The organism is Mesorhizobium sp. C372A (assembly GCF_030323245.1).
In the GTDB taxonomy this organism is placed as follows: domain Bacteria; phylum Pseudomonadota; class Alphaproteobacteria; order Rhizobiales; family Rhizobiaceae; genus Mesorhizobium.
Genome location: NZ_CP100475.1, coordinates 4,434,261 through 4,450,906, shown reverse-complemented (window position 1 = coordinate 4,450,906; position 16,646 = coordinate 4,434,261). Strand labels below are relative to the sequence as shown.

16 protein-coding genes are annotated in these 16,646 nt (G+C 63.4%); 5 read left to right on the top strand and 11 right to left on the bottom strand.

The window, feature by feature from the left end; translation table 11 throughout:
- Positions 1 to 37: 37 nt before the first annotated feature.
- Together NLY42_RS21260 and NLY42_RS21255 are read right to left on the bottom strand one after the other, a co-directional pair.
- Entirely contained in the window at positions 38 to 814 is a 777-nt protein-coding gene (locus tag NLY42_RS21260; protein WP_023755220.1) for an anti-sigma factor family protein, read from the bottom strand.
- Complete coding sequence (locus NLY42_RS21255; RefSeq protein ID WP_023752287.1) at positions 811 to 1,344, bottom strand: sigma-70 family RNA polymerase sigma factor; 534 nt, start codon at positions 1,342 to 1,344, stop codon at positions 811 to 813. Before NLY42_RS21255 ends, NLY42_RS21260 begins: the two co-directional genes overlap by 4 nt.
- Positions 1,345 to 1,519: 175 nt before the next feature.
- On the opposite strand from NLY42_RS21255, the gene NLY42_RS21250 reads away from it, so the two are divergent.
- From NLY42_RS21250 to mazG, 3 genes are all read left to right on the top strand, one after another.
- Complete coding sequence (locus NLY42_RS21250) at positions 1,520 to 1,957, top strand: DUF3592 domain-containing protein (protein ID WP_081839910.1); 438 nt, start codon at positions 1,520 to 1,522, stop codon at positions 1,955 to 1,957.
- A 129-nt stretch (positions 1,958 to 2,086) separates the two neighbouring features.
- Entirely contained in the window at positions 2,087 to 3,271 is a 1,185-nt protein-coding gene (locus NLY42_RS21245) for an amino acid aminotransferase (RefSeq protein WP_023691284.1), read from the top strand.
- Positions 3,272 to 3,351: 80 nt separating this feature from the next.
- Positions 3,352 to 4,176 carry a nucleoside triphosphate pyrophosphohydrolase gene (gene mazG, locus NLY42_RS21240; protein ID WP_023755219.1) on the top strand — a complete coding sequence of 275 codons (825 nt, stop codon included), beginning with the start codon at positions 3,352 to 3,354 and terminating at the stop codon, positions 4,174 to 4,176.
- Between the two features lie 6 nt (positions 4,177 to 4,182).
- Here the strand turns inward: mazG and hflX are convergent, their stop codons facing one another.
- The 8 genes from hflX to dusB all read right to left on the bottom strand — a co-directional run bounded on the left by hflX (position 4,183) and on the right by dusB (position 14,331).
- A complete protein-coding gene (hflX, locus tag NLY42_RS21235) occupies positions 4,183 to 5,574 on the bottom strand; it encodes a GTPase HflX (protein WP_023755218.1) in 1,392 nt (463 codons plus the stop codon).
- Complete coding sequence (gene hfq / locus NLY42_RS21230; RefSeq protein WP_006202172.1) at positions 5,575 to 5,820, bottom strand: RNA chaperone Hfq; 246 nt, start codon at positions 5,818 to 5,820, stop codon at positions 5,575 to 5,577. It abuts the gene before it with no gap.
- A 145-nt stretch (positions 5,821 to 5,965) separates the two neighbouring features.
- Positions 5,966 to 6,826 (bottom strand): D-amino-acid transaminase, encoded by an 861-nt coding sequence (locus NLY42_RS21225; RefSeq protein WP_023755217.1) that lies wholly within the window; start codon positions 6,824 to 6,826, stop codon positions 5,966 to 5,968.
- Between the two features lie 102 nt (positions 6,827 to 6,928).
- Complete coding sequence (gene ntrX / locus NLY42_RS21220) at positions 6,929 to 8,290, bottom strand: nitrogen assimilation response regulator NtrX (protein WP_023668929.1); 1,362 nt, start codon at positions 8,288 to 8,290, stop codon at positions 6,929 to 6,931.
- Positions 8,280 to 10,568, bottom strand: a complete 2,289-nt coding sequence (locus tag NLY42_RS21215) for a sensor histidine kinase NtrY-like (protein WP_023755216.1) — start codon at positions 10,566 to 10,568, stop codon at positions 8,280 to 8,282. The genes ntrX and NLY42_RS21215 overlap by 11 nt, the downstream gene beginning before the upstream one ends.
- A 144-nt stretch (positions 10,569 to 10,712) precedes the next feature.
- The gene (gene ntrC / locus NLY42_RS21210) at positions 10,713 to 12,170 is read right to left on the bottom strand and encodes a nitrogen regulation protein NR(I) (RefSeq protein ID WP_023755215.1); all 1,458 of its coding nucleotides are present in this window, start codon (positions 12,168 to 12,170) and stop codon (positions 10,713 to 10,715) included.
- Complete coding sequence (locus NLY42_RS21205; RefSeq protein ID WP_023668926.1) at positions 12,167 to 13,312, bottom strand: two-component system sensor histidine kinase NtrB; 1,146 nt, start codon at positions 13,310 to 13,312, stop codon at positions 12,167 to 12,169. Before NLY42_RS21205 ends, ntrC begins: the two co-directional genes overlap by 4 nt.
- On the bottom strand, positions 13,309 to 14,331 hold the full coding sequence (gene dusB / locus NLY42_RS21200; RefSeq protein ID WP_023728018.1) for a tRNA dihydrouridine synthase DusB: 1,023 nt from the start codon (positions 14,329 to 14,331) through the stop codon (positions 13,309 to 13,311). Before dusB ends, NLY42_RS21205 begins: the two co-directional genes overlap by 4 nt.
- Positions 14,332 to 14,470: 139 nt before the next feature.
- Between dusB and NLY42_RS21195 the strand changes: the two genes are divergently transcribed.
- Positions 14,471 to 15,694 carry a bifunctional 2-C-methyl-D-erythritol 4-phosphate cytidylyltransferase/2-C-methyl-D-erythritol 2,4-cyclodiphosphate synthase gene (locus NLY42_RS21195; protein ID WP_023728017.1) on the top strand — a complete coding sequence of 408 codons (1,224 nt, stop codon included), beginning with the start codon at positions 14,471 to 14,473 and terminating at the stop codon, positions 15,692 to 15,694.
- The gene (locus NLY42_RS21190) at positions 15,691 to 16,200 is read left to right on the top strand and encodes a CinA family protein (RefSeq protein ID WP_023696095.1); all 510 of its coding nucleotides are present in this window, start codon (positions 15,691 to 15,693) and stop codon (positions 16,198 to 16,200) included. Before NLY42_RS21195 ends, NLY42_RS21190 begins: the two co-directional genes overlap by 4 nt.
- Here NLY42_RS21190 and NLY42_RS21185 read toward each other — a convergent pair.
- The gene (locus NLY42_RS21185; RefSeq protein WP_023668922.1) at positions 16,176 to 16,637 is read right to left on the bottom strand and encodes a type II toxin-antitoxin system RatA family toxin; all 462 of its coding nucleotides are present in this window, start codon (positions 16,635 to 16,637) and stop codon (positions 16,176 to 16,178) included. The two genes, NLY42_RS21190 and NLY42_RS21185, sit on opposite strands and share 25 nt — an antisense overlap.
- Positions 16,638 to 16,646 lie beyond the last annotated feature (9 nt).

Here is a 16,646-nt window from a genome sequence, read left to right as displayed (position 1 = left end):
GTCTCAGTAAAGCGTCTTGATCAGTAAAGTGTCCTGATCAGTAAAGTGTCTTGGCAAGCGTCTCGGCGGTGCGGTCGAGGTCGTGGACATCGCTGCGCGCGACGACCGCGTACGCGACCTCGCCGATCTGGAAATAGGCAGAGGAGATGTCGCCGGAGGGCGCGATGGCAGGCTTGACCACGTCGAAGGTTCCGGGCCGGATCGCAAACAGCGAGACCAGCCCCATATCCTTCGTCTCCAGCGCCACCTCGACGCTCGGCCCGAAGCGCGACGGATAGATCTGCACGTCGCGGACCTTCCAGTCCTTGGGCAGCGATGGCATGACGATTGCGGTGGCGGCGCGGATTTCGTCGCCATTGTAGTTGGGCGCCTCCAGCTGCGAGGGCATCGCCTCGCGCATGAGCGTCGTCTTGTGCGCCCGGATCGCTTCTTCGACATAGGCGGGCGGCGGCGGCGAAGCCACGACCTTGGTCACCAGCAGCGGCCCGAAGAGGCCGTTCGCCAGCCAGCCGGCAGCGACAAAGACGGCGACCGCGGCCGCCCGCTGCAGCACGGCGAAGACGCGGCGACTGGCCAGCCCCCTGCCCAGCCGGCGCGCGACTTCAGTCGTCGCCGGCCGCGCCATTCCTGTGGAAGCAGCCAGCGCCAGGCGCAGTTCGTCGCGCGTCCTCAAGTCGGACATCACCCGCGCCGCAGCCTCCGGACGAACCGAGAGGAACGCCTCGACCTCGATGCGGCGCGCGACATCCAGCTGGTCGTCGACATAAGAATCGAGATCGGTATCGGTCACCGGGTCCCGCAACAGGTCGGTCATGACGGGTCTCCCACGATCCTCAGATGGCTTTTGGCCGGCGAAGGTGCAGCGTTTTCCATCTCGCGCAGTGCTGCGCGCGCCCTGCCGATGCGCGACATCAGCGTGCCCAGCGGCACCCCGCTGGCGTCGGCGGCCTGCTGGTAGGAAAGGCCCTCGATGGCGACCAGATGCAGCGCCGAACGCTGCTCCTCCGGCAGACTGAAAAAGGCCTCGCGCACCTGCGCCAGTCGCACGGAATGTTCCTGAGGCGCCGGCGTGCTGGCATCGGTGAGATAGCCGGCCTGCTCGACACGCGCTGCTTCCGACCGGCGCGAGCGCATCTTGTCGATGAAAGCGTTGTGGACGATCGACAGCAACCATGCCCGCAGATTGCCGCCCGAGCGGAATGTGTCGCGCCGCTCGTAGGCGCGCACCAGCGCATCGTGCACCAGATCCTCGGCGTCAGTGCTGTCGCGCGTCAGCGAGCGTGCGTAGCGCCTGAGCGAACCCAGCTGTCCGACAATATCGAAGCGTGGCATCGACCGTTTCATGCCCCGTTTACGAAACAGGCGGGGATCTTAATCCATCGCCACCAAAACTTTTTTGCGTCGCCACAATAGGCATCATGCAATCAGAAGTCCGCTGCGCACTTACCCATCTCCCGTGCGGCAGATGTTTGCTTTATGGATGAAGTCTAGCCTTATCCGTCTGTCCCAGGAGCAAAAGATGGCCAATGGTAGTCGTGTAACGGGTTTTGCAGCGTTGCCGATCGTCGGCAGGGTGTTCATCATCTTTGGCATTGTCGGAATGATCGCTTCCGGCGTGCTGGCCATCGTCGAGATGTACGGCCCTCGTACCGCTTCGGCGACAGGCAGGATTGTCGCCGCCGAATACAATCCCCGCATCGAGTTCTCGACCGCCGACGGCACCGTTATCCGCTTCAACAATGCCGTCCACAGCTCGTTCTGGGGTGATGGCGACAGCGTCCCTGTCGCTTACGACCCAACCAATCCGCAAAATGCCTCCGTCGACAGCTTCGCCGGACGCTGGTTCCTTGCCGGGCTGGCCGGCATGCTCGGCGGTTTCTCCCTGCTGACCGGCACCGGTCTCGCCGTGATTGGACGGGTGCTTATCCGGCGGATTGGAATGAACCCGTCGCCATAGCCGCCGACCCCTGCCGTACAGACAAAGCTTGGCGTAGCGGTCCAGTACGCTAGCGGACTGGCGCAGATGGAAGCACTGGCGAAACGCGGCCGCTTTGCGTATTACTCCGCCGCCATTGGAGCCGTATTGATGTTCGAGACCCTGCAACCTGCCCCGGCTGACAAGATCATCGCCTTGATCGGCCTCTATCGCGCCGATCCGCGCCCCGGCAAGATCGATCTCGGCGTCGGCGTCTACAAGGACCGCGACGGCAGGACGCCGGTCATGCGCGCCCTGCGCGAGGCCGAGAAGCGGTTGCTGCAGGACCAGGACACCAAGACCTATCTCGGCCTTGCCGGCGACACCGGCTTCAACACGGCGATGGTCAAGCTGGCCTTCGGCCCCGCTGCCGACATGACGCGCATCCGCGCCGCGCAAGCGCCTGGCGGTTCCGGCGCGCTGCGGCTGGTGGCGGAGCTGTTGAAGCGGACCCGCCCCGACGCAACCGTCTGGCTGTCGGACCCGACATGGCCGAACCACCCGCCGGTGATGCGCGGGGCCGGCCTCAAGGTGCGCGATTATCCCTATTTCGATGCCGTTTCCGGCGCGGTGCGCTTCGACGAGATGCTGGCAACCCTTGGCGCAGCCGAGCCCGGCGATATCGTGCTGCTGCATGGCTGCTGCCATAACCCGACCGGCGCCAATCTCGATATCGCGCAATGGGCCAGCGTCACCGATCTTGTCGTCGAGCGCGGGCTGTTGCCCTTTGTCGACATTGCCTATCAGGGCTTTGGCGAAGGCCTGGACGCCGATGCGGCCGGCTTGCGCCTTCTCGCGGGCAAGGTGCCTGAAATGGTCGTTGCCTCGAGCTGCTCGAAGAACTTTGCCGTCTACCGCGACCGCGTCGGCGCGGCGATGATCCTGGCGAAGGATGGTGCGCAAGCCGATGTGGCGATGAGCCAGATGCTGGCGGCGGCGCGCGCCATGTATTCGATGCCGCCGGACCATGGCGCCGCCGCCGTGCGCATGGTGCTGGAAGATGATGGCCTTCGCGCCGACTGGGAGGCGGAGCTGGAGGAGATGCGGCTGCGCATGCTGAGGCTGCGCGTCCAGTTCGCCGACGCGCTGCGCCGGCAGTCCAACTCCGACCGCTTCGACTTCATCGCCAGCCATCGCGGCATGTTTTCCAGGCTTGGCCTGACCGAGGCGCAAGTCGAGCGGCTGCGTGCCGAGTATGGCGTCTACATGGTCGGCGACAGCCGCATCAACGTCGCCGGCCTGCCCGAGGACGGCATGGATGACCTCGCCAAGGCGGTTGTGTCGGTACTCGGCTGATACGGCTGAGCTGTGGACAAGGTCAGGCCGCCAGCTGACAGCGTTGGCCGCACGACAGGCAGCGGGATAGCATTCGCCGCATGAAACCTTCGCGCGACATTTCCCGGCTGATCGAGATCATGGCGGCGCTCAGGGCGCCGAAGACCGGCTGTCCCTGGGACATCGAGCAGGATTTCTCGACCATCGCGCCCTATACGATCGAGGAAGCCTATGAGGTGGCGGACGCCATTGCGCGCGGCGATCCCGACGATCTGCGCGACGAACTCGGCGATCTCCTGCTGCAGGTCGTCTACCACGCGCAGATGGCTGAGGAAGCCGGCGATTTTGCCTTCGGTGATGTGGTCGAGGCCATCACCACCAAGATGATCCGGCGCCATCCGCATGTCTTCGGCGACGAGAAGGCGCGCAACGCCGGCATGGCAAAGGGCATGTGGGAAAAGATCAAGGCTGAGGAAAAAGCCGAAAAGCGAAGTGCGCGCCTCGCCCGCGGCCTCGACCCCGAAGACCATGGCAAGGGTTTCCTGGACAGCGTGCCCGTCGCCCTGCCCGCTTTGACTCGTGCGCTGAAGCTGCAGGAAAAGGCAGCGCGTGTCGGTTTCGACTGGAGCGAGGCAGCACCCATCCTCGACAAGATCGAGGAAGAGATCGGCGAGCTGCGCGAGGCACTGGCTAAGGGCGAAACGGCTGAGATCAAGGACGAATTCGGCGACATGCTGTTTGCCGTCGTCAATCTGGGGCGTCACCTCAAGCTCGATTCGGAAGCGGCGCTTAGCGGCACCAACGAAAAGTTCCGCTCGCGCTTCCACTATGTCGAGCGCGCGATCGATGCATCGGGAAGCACGCTCGAAAAAGCCACGCTGGACGAGATGGAAGTGCTCTGGCAGCAGGCCAAGGGCGTGAAATAATCAGGCTTACTGCCTGTTTTTGCGGTGCAATCGGCTTTCGATCTCTTGCCGGGCGGTGTGCGTGGCCTTGAGTGCGATGGTCGCGCTGCCATCCTCATTGTCTACCCGCGAAACGACGTCGCCATTGCGGTATAGCCAGTCGACAAGGCCGAACTGCGGCGGTTCGATCGTCACCGTCAATTCCTCGAGTTCGCCCGACATCCTGGTCTCGATCAGCGCCTTCAGCGCATCGATGCCTTCGCCGGTGACCGCCGAGATGGCGATCGGCGGCGCCTTGTTGGCGTCAGTGCCGTCGGCGAGCAGGCGCTCCCGGTTGCCGTCGTCGAGAAGGTCGACCTTGTTCCACACTTCGATGACGCGCTTGGCATCGCCGGCATCGACGCCGAGATCGGCGAGAATGCGCTCGACGTCCTCGGCTTGCGCTGCGGTATCCGGATCCGAAATATCGCGCAAATGGATGACCAGATCGGCCTCGACGACCTCTTCCAGCGTGGCGCGGAAGGCGGCGACCAGATGCGTCGGCAGGTCCGAAATGAAGCCGACTGTGTCCGACAGGATGATCGGCGTGCCGTGCGGCAGGCGCACGCGGCGCAGCGTCGGGTCGAGCGTTGCAAACAGCATGTCTTCGGCCAGCACGTCGGCCCCGGTCAGCCGGTTGAACAGCGTCGACTTTCCGGCATTGGTGTAGCCGACAATCGCCACCACCGGGAACGGCACCTTCTTGCGCTTGGCGCGGTGCAGGTCGCGGGTGCGGCGCACCGTTTCCAGCTCATGCTTGAGCTTGATGATTTTTTCCTGCAGCTGCCGCCGGTCCGACTCGATCTGGGTTTCGCCGGGGCCGCCGAGGAAGCCGGCTCCGCCGCGCTGGCGTTCAAGGTGGGTCCAGCTCCGCACCAGACGGCCCTTCTGGTAGTTGAGATGGGCAAGTTCGACCTGCAGCGTGCCCTCCTTGGTCCGCGCGCGCTCGCCAAAAATCTCCAGGATCAATCCGGTGCGGTCGAGCACCTTGGCATTCATTTCTTTTTCGAGATTGCGCTGCTGCACCGGCGTCAGCGGATGGTCGACGATGACCACCTCCGCGTGACCCTCTTTGACGATCTCGGCGAATTCCGCGACCTTGCCGCTGCCGAGCAAGGTTGCCGGGCGTGGATCGTTGACGGTGACCACCGCCGTGTGGATCAGATCCAGGTTGATGGCGCGGGCAAGGCCGACCGCTTCGTCGTGGCGCGCATCCGCCGAACGCGGCAGCCGTGGACGGTTCGTTTCGTCATCGTTGCGCTGATGCCGGGTAAGCACCGGCACAATGACAACCGCCCGGGTCGGACCTGTGGCTTCCGTCCCGGAATTATGTGCTGGTTTCCCGCGGACGCCGCGGTCCGCGTCTTTTTCACGTGCCAATCAGGCGCCCTGGCTTTCCTCGCCATCGAACATCTGAACCGGCTGGCTCGGCATGATCGTGGAAATGGCATGCTTGTAGACGAGCTGGGAGTGGCCGTCACGGCGCAGCAAAACACAAAAATTGTCGAAGGAAGTGACCACGCCGGTCAGCTTGACGCCGTTGATGAGAAAGATGGTGAGTGGATTTTTGCTCTTGCGAACAGAATTCAGGAACAGGTCCTGAAGGTTTTGCGATCGTTCCGCCATTGTTCTTGTCTTTCGCCGATCCCCTTCGGTTTGCAGGCTAATGCGCCAAATTAGCGGGCACATGTCAAGCTTGCAAACACCCCCTTGCCGTCAGTAACGACAAGCAGAACGAGATATATTGATGTGCAGTCCGTCTGTGCGGTTATCAGGCTGGACTTTTTTCCGCAACGTCAAAAAAGGCTTGCCGCAATGAAAGTGTTATCGAACCGGGGTGCCCATTGGCGACCGCGGCACCGTCGATTGCCACGACCGGCATGGCGATTGTCGTTGCCGAACTGATGAAAGCTTCTCGCGCAGCCTTGGCTTCAGTGACTGAAAAACCGCGCTCCTCGATCGTCAACCCGAGCTTTGCCGCCACTTCGAACATGGTCGTGCGGGTGATGCCGCGCAGGATGCCATGCTCCGCCGGCCGGGTGACCAGAACGCCGTCCCTTGTAACGATCCAGGCGTTGGACGAGCCGCCCTCCTTGACGTTGCCATCGGTGTCGACGAACCAGGCCTCCTGGGCGCCGGCCTCCTTGGCCTTCTGCTTGGCCAGCACGTTGGGCAGCAGGCCGGTGCTCTTGATGTCGACCCGGTCCCAACGGTTTTCCGGCACGGTGATGACCTTGATGCCCGCCTCGGCTCGCTTGGCGGCCGCCGCCGGGTCGGCCTTTCTGGCCGTAATCACCAGCGATGACGGTGTATCGGCCGGGAAAACGAAGTCGCGGCTGGCAACACCGCGCGTAACCTGGACATAGACCAGGCCGTTGACGACGTGGTTGCGCCGGACGATCTCGCGCAGAAGAAGCGGCAGCACGCCCTTGGTGACCGGCCAGTCGATCGACAATTCGCTAAGCGAGCGGTTCAGCCGGGCAAGATGGCGCGGCATGTCGACGATAAAGCCCTGCGCCACCTCGCAGACCTCGTAGACGCCGTCGGCGAATTGATAGCCGCGATCCTCGATATGCACGGCAGCGTCGGCATGGGCGACATAGCGCCCGTTCACATAGGCAATGCGCGGCATGGGTTATCCCTCAGAACAGTCTCGCTATTTCTAGGCGATTCCGCCGCTGCCGTAACCGGCAATTGCACGGGCCACGGCCCGCTGGACCAACAACAATGGGGATCAGACCCCCAGCGACTTCAGTTTCCGGTGCAGCGCCGAGCGCTCCATGCCAATGAATTCCGCCGTCTTCGAGATGTTGCCGCCGAAACGGTTGATCTGGGCGATCAGATAGTCCTTCTCGAACTGTTCGCGCGCCTCGCGCAGCGGCAGCGCCATGATGTGCTGGTCGGACTGGTTCGGCGTGCGCGGCATGACATCGCCGATCTCCGACGGCAACAGGTCGGCGGTGATCGGCGCATCGATATCGTCGCCACGCGCCAGGATCATCAGCCGTTCGACATTGTTGCGCAGCTGGCGGACATTGCCCGGCCAGTTGTGCGCCTGCAGCACGGCAAGCGCATCGTCGCCGATGCGGCGCGGCTTGATGCCGGCCTGGCGAGCGATCTGCTTCATGAAATTGTCGACGAGATAGGGAATGTCCTCTCGCCGCTCGGCCAGGCCCGGCACCATGACCGGAACCACCGCCAGGCGGTGATAGAGGTCTTCGCGAAAACGGCCGTCGGCGATCATCGCCTCCAGGTTCTGCGAGGTCGAGGAGATGATGCGGACGTCGACCTTGACCCGCTTGGTGCCGCCGACCCGCTCGAACTGCTGTTCGACCAGCACGCGCAAAATCTTGTTCTGCGTCTCGCGCGGCATGTCGGCCACTTCGTCGATGTAGAGAATGCCGCGGTGCGCCTCTTCAAGCGCGCCGACCTTGCGCTCGGTGCCGTTCGATTCGGTACCGAACAGCTCGATCTCCATGCGCTCGGGCGTGATGTTGGCCGCGCTCAGCGTCACGAAGGGCGCGCCCTTGCGCGTCGACAGCGTGTGGATGGCGCGCGCGGCGAGCTCCTTGCCCGAGCCGGACGGACCGATGATCATGACGCGGCTGTTGGTCGGCGCCACGCGCTCGATGGTCTGGCGCAGCTGGCTCATCGCCGACGACATGCCGATCAGGTCGAAGGTTTCGCCGCTGCGCTGCTTGAGGTCGGACACCTCGCGCCGCAATTTCGAGGTTTCGAGCGCCCGCTCGGCGATCAGGATCAGCCTGTCGGCCTTGAACGGCTTCTCGATGAAATCATAGGCGCCGCGGCGGATGGCCGACACCGCTGTCTCGATATTGCCGTGGCCGGAGATCATCACCACCGGCAGGCTCGGATGCATCGTCTTGATCTCGTCGAGCAGCGCCAGCCCGTCGAGGCGCGAGCCCTGCAACCAGATGTCGAGGAAAATCAGCCGCGGCGCCCGGTCGGCGATTGCCGCGAGCGCGCTGTCGGCATCGAATGCCGTGCGGGTTTCATGCCCTTCGTCGCTCAATATGCCCGCGACGAGTTCACGGATGTCTTCCTCGTCATCGACGATGAGAATATCAGACGCCATTACCGACCTTTTCAGTTTCTCGTTCGTGTTCCGTTTCGCCTTGACCGCGTGGCGGCGCGGTTGCGGCAGCTGGCGGCAGGATGATCGAGATCATCGCGCCGCGTCCACCGTGGAAATCCGCGGGCGCATCGTGCAATTCGAGCCGCCCGCCATGGTCCTCCACGATCTTCTTGACGATGGCGAGACCGAGCCCGGTGCCCTTCTCGCGCGTCGTCATGTAGGGCTCGAGCAGCCTTTGGCGGTTCTCGCGCGGCAAGCCTTTGCCATTGTCGATGACGTCGATTCTGATTGCGCCATTCTGCCGGGCAGCTTGAATCCGGATTATGCCGTGTGAACCGTCCTTTTGTTCCAGTCCGTCAATCGCTTCGGCCGCGTTCTTGATCACGTTGCCGAAAGCCTGCGCCATCAGCCGGCTATCGAACGTGCCCTTGAGCGGTTCGTTGCCGAACACGCGTTCGAAAGCGATGTCGGCGCGACTGACTTCGACCAGGAACGAAGCCTCGCGCAGCGATTCGCGCAGATCGATAGCCTTCATCTCGGGTTTGGGCATGCGGGCGAAAGCGGAGAACTCGTCGACCATGCGGCCGATGTCTTCGACTTGTCGGATGATCGTGTCGGTGCACTGGTCGAAAATCTCACGGTCCTCGGTGATGACCTTGCCAAAGCGGCGCTTGATGCGCTCGGCCGAGAGCTGGATCGGCGTCAGCGGGTTCTTGATTTCATGTGCGATGCGCCGCGCCACATCCGCCCACGCCGACGAGCGCTGCGCCTGGACCAGATCGGTGATGTCGTCGACCGTCACGACGTAGGATTTTTCGTCCTCGCCGTCGTCGCCGGCCTCGATGGTGATCTGCACGTTGAAGGTGCGCTCGGCCCCAGTGCGATAGAAGGTGACCTGCTCGCGATAGACCGGCTTGCCGGACTTGCGGCCAATCTCGAAGACGCGGCCGACATGCGGCAGCACGGCGGACAGGTTCTGCCCAAGTGCTGCCGTGGCCGATATGGCCAGCATCGTTTCGGCCGATTTGTTGACGATGGAGACGATGCCGTAGGGATCGACGCCGATGACGCCGGCGGTGACGCCGGCCAGCACCGCTTCCGAGAAACGACGCCGTTCGTCGATCAAATCCTTGGCCGACAGGATCTCGTTGCGCTGCGATTTAAGCTCCAGCAGCATCTTGTTGAACGTATCGCCAAGCGAGGCGACATCGCCGTCGGAAGGCCGTACCGGCACGGCGACATCGAGATTGCCGGTCGCAACCTCGTCAGCCGCGCCGATGAGCTGGCGGATGGGCCGCACCAGACGGTCGGCCACCGCTATGCCGGTCCAGATGGCCGACAGGATGATGATCAGCGTCAGCGACAGATAGGGCAGCGCAAACGCCACCTGCGACGTCCGCCTGTTGTCTTCCAGGCCGCGATATTCCGCGGTATTGGATTGGACGATCGCCCGTGCCTTGATCACTTCGGGGTCGACGAGGCGATTGGTGTAGAGATAGAGGCCTTCGATCTCGCGCAGCTTGATGATGGCGCCCATGATGTTGCGCGTCTTCGGCTCGATCAGCACCGGCTTGCCGTCGGCCGCACTCGCCACCGCGCCCTCGGGCGGTGCCGGCATGGCGAAATTGGCATCGGTCTGGGCACTCACGACAAAAGAGCCGTCTTCCCTGACCAGCGCCGCATGCACCAGGCTTCTGCCGACGGCTTCCTTGTTCATCAAGTCGAGAAAGCCGGTTCGATCGAGGCCATAAAGCGTGCGCGAGGCGTCGAGATCGTAGGCCATCGACAGCGTCGTGCCCTGAAGATTGCGAGCGTTTTCCTGCACATAGGCGTCAGCGATCGACAGCGACGAGTTGACGATCGCCTTGGTGCGGATCTCGAACCAGCGGTCGAGGCCGATATCGAGCGTGATCGAGGCAATGATGGCCACCATGATGGCGGGGATGGCGGCGACCAGCGCAAACATCGTCACGATGCGCACATGCAGCCGCGAGGCCGCCTTGCCGTGCCGGCGCGCCATGGTGATGCGATGCACCTCGCGGCCGACCAGGGCGATCAGCGCCAGCACAAATACGGCGTTGGCCGCAATCAGCGTCAGCGTTGTGTTTGCGTCTGGCGTGATCGGCGTCGCGCCGACAAGAATCGCAAACGAGATCGCCGCCGTAACCAGCGCGCCGGCAATTGCCACAACGCCGGGCAACGCAAGCAGCCGCCGTCCATCCCTCTGGCCGGGTCTGCTGAAAAGCGGTTCGTTTGATGTCAGAGCTTGCGAAGCCATGTCGCCGTCTAAGAGCCAGTGATTGCGTCGGATGTATGCAACGCATTGTGGCGATTATGCAACAAGTGTGGCCGTGACGGAAATCTTTCGGCCGCCGATCCCCTGAAAAGGGGATGACCCCACGTCACTTCGGGCGGTAGGCGCTCATGATCTCGACGATTTGTAGACGTTGACGCCCAGCTCGCGAATCTTCTTGCGCAGCGTGTTGCGGTTCAAGCCGAGCAACTCGGCGGCCTTGATCTGGTTGCCGCGCGTTGCCGTCATGGAAGCCAGCACCAGCGGATATTCGACCTCGGACAGGATGCGCTGATAGAGACCTGCCGGCGGCAATTCACCGGCGAAAGAGGCGAAATAGCGCTGCAGGAAGTGCTCCACCGCCTGGCCGATGGACAGATCGTCCGGGATCAAATTGCCGCCGCCAGGAACGACCGGCCTTTCGCCGGTCTTCAGCTCGGCTTCGATGATCTCGGCTGATATCTCGTCCTGCGAATAGAGCGCGGCAAGCCGGCGCACCAGGTTTTCCAGCTCGCGCACGTTTCCGGGCCACGGATAGCGCTTCATCAATTCAATGCCGCCGGTCGATATGCGCTTGGTCTGCAAGCCTTCGCTGGCGCCGATCTTGAAGAAATGCCGCACCAGGTCGGGAATGTCTTCCGACCTCTCACGCAAGCCCGGCAGTCTCAGCGGCACGACATTCAGGCGATAGAACAGATCCTCGCGGAAAAGCCCCTGGTTGATCAGCGTGCGCAGATCCTTGTTGGTGGCGGCGACGATGCGTACATCGGTCTTGATCGGCGTGCGCCCGCCGACCGTTGTGTATTCGCCCTGCTGCAGCACGCGCAGCAGCCGCGTCTGCGCCTCCATCGGCATGTCGCCGATCTCGTCGAGGAACAGCGTGCCGCCCTCGGCCTGCTCGAAGCGGCCGGTCGAGCGGTTCTGTGCGCCGGTGAAGGCGCCCTTCTCGTGGCCGAACAGCTCCGATTCGATCAAATCGCGCGGGATCGCCGCCATGTTGATGGCAACGAACGGACCGCCGCGGCGACGGCCATATTCGTGCAACGCGCGCGCCACCAATTCCTTGCCGGTGCCGGACTCGCCCGAGATCATCACCGTCAAGTCGGTCTGCATCATGCGCGCCAGCATCCGGTAGATGTCCTGCATGGCGGCCGAGCGGCCAACCAGCGGCATCGAGTCAGGCTGCTCTTCCGGCCGCGTATCGATCTTCGGCCGCCGCGGCTCTGACAGCGCACGATTGACGATGTTGAGCAGCTCGGTCAGGTCGAACGGCTTCGGCAGATATTCATAAGCACCTGTTTCGGAAGCACGAATCGCCGTCATGAAAGTGTTTTGCGCGCTCATCACGATGACCGGCAGCTCCGGCCGGGCCTTCTTGATGCGGGGCAGCATGTCGAAGGCGTTCTCGTCCGGCATGACAACGTCGGTGATCACCAGATCGCCCTCGCCCGCCGCCACCCAGCGCCACAGCGTCGAGGCGTTGGAGGTCACGCGCACCTCATGGCCGACGCGCGACAGCGCCTGATTGAGCACGGTGCGGATGGCCGCATCGTCGTCGGCGACGAGAATATTGCCGCGAACCGTCATTTGCGGTCTCCTTCGCCTTCATCATCGGCAGTGTCGATGGGTGTTTCTTTCCAGGCCGGCATCAGGATTCGGAAGGTGGTGCCGCGCGGCGTCGAATCGCATTCGATGATGCCGCCATGCTCGCCGACGATTTTCGCCACCAGCGCCAGGCCGAGCCCCGACCCGTTCGGCTTGGTGGTGATGAACGGATCGAACAGGATCGGCAGAATGTCTTCCGAAACGCCCGAACCATTGTCGCGCACGCAGAATTCAAGCGGCAGCGACACGCGGTCCTGGGTTCCGGGAACGGAAACGCGGATGCCCGGCCTGAACGCGGTCGACAGCACGATCTCCCCCTGTGGGTCGCCGCCGATGGCCTCGGCGGCGTTCTTGACCAGGTTGAGGAACACCTGGATCAGTTGGTCGCGGTTGGCGAAAACCGGAGGCAATGATGGATCATAGTCCTCCATTATCCTGATCCTCTTGGCAAAACCGTTCTTCGCGATTGCCTTCACATGGTCCAGCACGACATGGATGTTGACGGGATAGCGGTCAATCGGCCGCTCGTCGGAAAACACCTCCATGCGGTCGACCAGGGAGACTATGCGATCAGTCTCGTCAGTGATGAGGCGGGTCAGGGCGCGATCCTCGTCGGACGCCGAGAGTTCGAGCAGCTGTGCGGCGCCACGAATGCCGGACAGCGGGTTCTTGATCTCATGCGCCAGCATGGCGGCAAGGCCGGTGACCGAACGCGCGGCACCCCTGTGTGTCATCTGCCGGTCGATCTTGTCGGCCATCGAGCGTTCCTGGAACATCACCACGATCGAGCCTGGGAATTCCGGCACCGGCGCGACATAGAGATCGACGACCTTCTCGATGCCGAGACGCGGCGACGACACGTCGACACGGTATTCGTTGACCGGCGCACGGCGCTCGCGCACCTGATCGACCAGCTGCAGCAACGGGCTGCCGAACGGGATCAGCTTGGACAGTGTGTTGCGGGCAAGCATGTTGGCACTTGAACGGAAGAAGTCTTCCGCATCGGCATTGGCGTAGGTGATGAACCCGTCCGGATCGACCATGATGACCGGACGGCGGATGGTGTTCAGCACGATACTGGCGGCATCCGCCATGTCGGAGCTCGGTGTGACGGTGGCGTTCATGCGGCGCTCCGCAAGGGCGTGGCTTCGCCGGAAAACACCTCATGCAGCAAGGCAATGACGCGGGCGGGTTCGAAAGAGGTGAGGATGGCTTTCCGCCGCTCATCGGAAACGCCAGCAGAGTGGCGGTCGAGATACCAGCCGAGATGCTTGCGCGCCTGGCGCAAGCCGCTTTCGACGCCGTAAAGCGTCAGCATGTCCTCGTAGTGGGAAACGATGTAGTCGGCCATGGCTTGCGGGCTTTCCGGCACGCCGGAGAGCGCGTCGCCCGCAGCCTTCGCCGCAATGCGGCCCGCCGTCCATGGCGCGCCATAATGGGCACGACCGATCATCACCGCGTCGGCGCCCGACTGTTCAAGGATTTCGGCGGCCTCCGCGGGCGAGCCCACATCGCCGTTGGCGACGACCGGGATCGAGACGGCGTCCTTGATGCGGGCGATGGCGCCCCAATCGGCCTTGCCTTGATAAAACTGGCAGCGCGTGCGCCCATGCACGGTCACCATTTTAACACCGGCCTCTTCGGCGCGGCGCGCCAAAACGGGTGCATTGAGCGCATTGTCGTCCCAGCCGAGCCGCATCTTGACCGTGACCGGCACCTGGACCGCGCCGATCACCGCTTCGATCAGCGACAGCGCATGGTCGAGATCGCGCATCAGCGCCGAGCCGGCATAGCCGCCGGTCACCTTCTTGGCCGGGCAGCCCATATTGATGTCGATGATGTCGGCGCCCTCGCCGGCAGCGATGCGCGCGCCCTCGGCCATGTGCTCGGCCTCGCGGCCGGCAAGCTGAACCATATGGACGGGCAGCCCGGAATGACGGATGCGCAGGTCGCATCCGGCCCTGCCCTTGGCAAGCTCGCCGCTCGCCACCATTTCCGACACGACCAGGCCCGCGCCATGCGCGTCGGCGCGCTGCCGGAACGGCTCGTCCGTTATTCCCGACATGGGCGCGAGGAAGACGCGGTTGCGGATTGTCACGCCGCCAACGTCGAGCGGCGAAGCCAATTTTGTCACTTCAAGCATGCACAAAAACCAAGCATATCGGATTGCTGCACATTCTCTAGCCATAAGAAAGGCATTCTGCAACGCGCAATGACGTCACATTGCGGCGCATTTGGGAAAATGCTGGCCTTCGCCATAAGCCGCGACTAAGCCTCTCGGCATGACAGACGCAAGCGAAAAACCGGCCGAGGCGACGACCGACAAGGTCGGCGTGGTCATCGTTGCAGCCGGCCGCGGCGCGCGTGCCGGACAGGCCGACGGGCCGAAGCAATATCAACGCATCGGTGGCCGTGCCGTCATCGCGCGCACGCTGGAGACGTTCCTGGCGCATCCCAAAATTGGCCCCGTCGTCGTCGCCATCCATGCCGATGACCGCGCGCTTTTCGACAAGGCAGCCGGCGTGTATGCCGAGCGGGTTACCGCCGTGGTCGGTGGCGAGTCGCGCCAGGCCTCGGTCCGGCTCGGCCTGCTGGCGCTGAGGGAACGTACGCCCGGCCGTGTCCTTGTCCATGACGCGGTGCGGCCGTTTGTCGACACGGCCCTGATCGACCGTATCATCGCCGCCATTGGCGAGCGCCAGGGCGCGCTGCCCGCTTTGCCCGTCGCCGATACGCTGAAGCGCGAGTCGGCCACCGGCATGATCGAGGAGACGGTGCCAAGGGCCGGCCTTCATGCCGCGCAGACGCCGCAAGGCTTTCCGTTCTGGCCGTTGCTCGCCGCGCACGAAAAAGCCCATCATCTCGGCAAGACGGATTTCACCGACGATGCCGCGATCGCCGAATGGGCGCATATTCCGGTAAAAATCGTCGAGGGGTCGCCGGACAATGTCAAATTGACCTGGGCAAGGGATATCGCGATGGCGGATCAACGGCTTACTGGCGAGCGTTTTCCAGACATTCGCACCGGCAATGGCTATGACGTGCACGCCTTCGAGGCCGGCGACCATGTCACCCTGTGCGGCGTCGCCATTCCGCACGGCAAGAAGCTTTCCGGCCATTCGGATGCCGATGTCGGCCTGCACGCGCTGACCGATGCGCTGCTCGCCACTTGCGGCGCCGGCGACATCGGCACGCATTTCCCGCCTTCCGATCCGCAATGGAAGGGCGCGGCGTCAAAGATCTTCGTCGAGCATGCGGCCAGGTTGGTGCGCGAACGCGGCGGCCGCATCGCCAATGCCGACATCACGCTGATCTGCGAGGCGCCGCGCGTCGGCCCGCATCGCGGGGCCATGACCAATGCGCTGTCGGCGATGCTGGGCATTTCCAGCGATCGCATCTCGATCAAGGCGACGACGAACGAGAAACTCGGCTTTGTCGGCCGCGAGGAAGGCATCGCCGCCATCGCCACCGCCAGTGTCGTCTTCCCCGGGGAGGTTCCCGCATGAACAACAGCGATCTTGCCAACGCCCTGCTCCAGGTCTGCCAGCAACGCGGCATCATGCTGGCGACGGCCGAGAGCTGCACCGGCGGCATGATCATCTCGGCACTGACCGACATTGCCGGCTCGTCCGCTGTCGTCGATCGCGGCCTCATCACCTATTCCGATGAAGCAAAGATGGAGATGCTCGGCGTCTCGCCCGCCACACTCGAGGCGCATGGCGCCGTCTCGCGCGAAACGGTTCTGGAGATGGCGGAGGGCGCTCTGGCCCGCTCGCGCGCCGGGCTTGCGCTTGCCGTCACCGGCATTGCCGGCCCAGGCGGCGGCTCGCCGGAAAAACCGGTCGGCCTCGTCTGGTTCGGAGTTGCCCTAAGAGGTGGGCCGGTGGCTGCCGAGCTCAATATGTTTGCCGACAATGGCCGCGACTTCATCCGCCGCGAGACGGTCAAGCATGCGCTGGAGATCGGCCTGCGCGCGCTCGGCGACACTCATGAGATGGGCGTCGTTCCGTAGATGACGTCCGCACGTTTTTCGAAGGCTTCGGAAAACATGCGGAAGGCGCGATCGAACATGGTGCCCATCAACACGCCGAGGATACGGCTCTTGAACTCGTAGTCGATGAAGAAGCGAACGTTGCAGCCGCCGCCGTCGGCCGGCTCGAAGCGCCAGATATTGCTGAGATATTTGAACGGCCCATCGATGTATTTGACGTCGATTGTGTTCTCGTCCGGCTTCAGCAGCACCTGCGTCGTAAAGGTCTCGCGGATCGCCTTGTAGCCGATGCTCATATCGGCGAGGAGAATGGTGCGGCGATCACGCTCCTTGCGAGAGCGCACCGTCAGCGCCTCGCACAGCGGCAGAAATTGCGGATAGGTCTCGATATCGGCGACCAGCGCAAACATCTGCTCCGGCGTGTGGGCAACGCGGCGTGTGGCTTCGAATTTCGGCATTGAAGCAGG

Bases quoted from the DNA above. Each gene is read 5' to 3' on its own strand.
- NLY42_RS21215 (WP_023755216.1), bottom strand. From the start codon at position 10,568: ATGGCTTCGCAAGCTCTGACATCAAACGAACCGCTTTTCAGCAGACCC.
- hfq (WP_006202172.1), bottom strand. From the start codon at position 5,820: ATGGCGGAACGATCGCAAAACCTTCAGGACCTGTTCCTGAATTCTGTT.
- dusB (WP_023728018.1), bottom strand. From the start codon at position 14,331: ATGCTTGAAGTGACAAAATTGGCTTCGCCGCTCGACGTTGGCGGCGTG.
- ntrX (WP_023668929.1), bottom strand. From the start codon at position 8,290: ATGGCGTCTGATATTCTCATCGTCGATGACGAGGAAGACATCCGTGAA.
- mazG (WP_023755219.1), top strand. From the start codon at position 3,352: ATGAAACCTTCGCGCGACATTTCCCGGCTGATCGAGATCATGGCGGCG.
- NLY42_RS21225 (WP_023755217.1), bottom strand. From the start codon at position 6,826: ATGCCGCGCATTGCCTATGTGAACGGGCGCTATGTCGCCCATGCCGAC.
- ntrC (WP_023755215.1), bottom strand. From the start codon at position 12,170: ATGACGGTTCGCGGCAATATTCTCGTCGCCGACGACGATGCGGCCATC.
- NLY42_RS21245 (WP_023691284.1), top strand. From the start codon at position 2,087: ATGTTCGAGACCCTGCAACCTGCCCCGGCTGACAAGATCATCGCCTTG.
- NLY42_RS21250 (WP_081839910.1), top strand. From the start codon at position 1,520: ATGGCCAATGGTAGTCGTGTAACGGGTTTTGCAGCGTTGCCGATCGTC.
- NLY42_RS21255 (WP_023752287.1), bottom strand. From the start codon at position 1,344: ATGAAACGGTCGATGCCACGCTTCGATATTGTCGGACAGCTGGGTTCG.
- NLY42_RS21190 (WP_023696095.1), top strand. From the start codon at position 15,691: ATGAACAACAGCGATCTTGCCAACGCCCTGCTCCAGGTCTGCCAGCAA.
- NLY42_RS21260 (WP_023755220.1), bottom strand. From the start codon at position 814: ATGACCGACCTGTTGCGGGACCCGGTGACCGATACCGATCTCGATTCT.
- NLY42_RS21185 (WP_023668922.1), bottom strand. From the start codon at position 16,637: ATGCCGAAATTCGAAGCCACACGCCGCGTTGCCCACACGCCGGAGCAG.
- NLY42_RS21195 (WP_023728017.1), top strand. From the start codon at position 14,471: ATGACAGACGCAAGCGAAAAACCGGCCGAGGCGACGACCGACAAGGTC.
- NLY42_RS21205 (WP_023668926.1), bottom strand. From the start codon at position 13,312: ATGAACGCCACCGTCACACCGAGCTCCGACATGGCGGATGCCGCCAGT.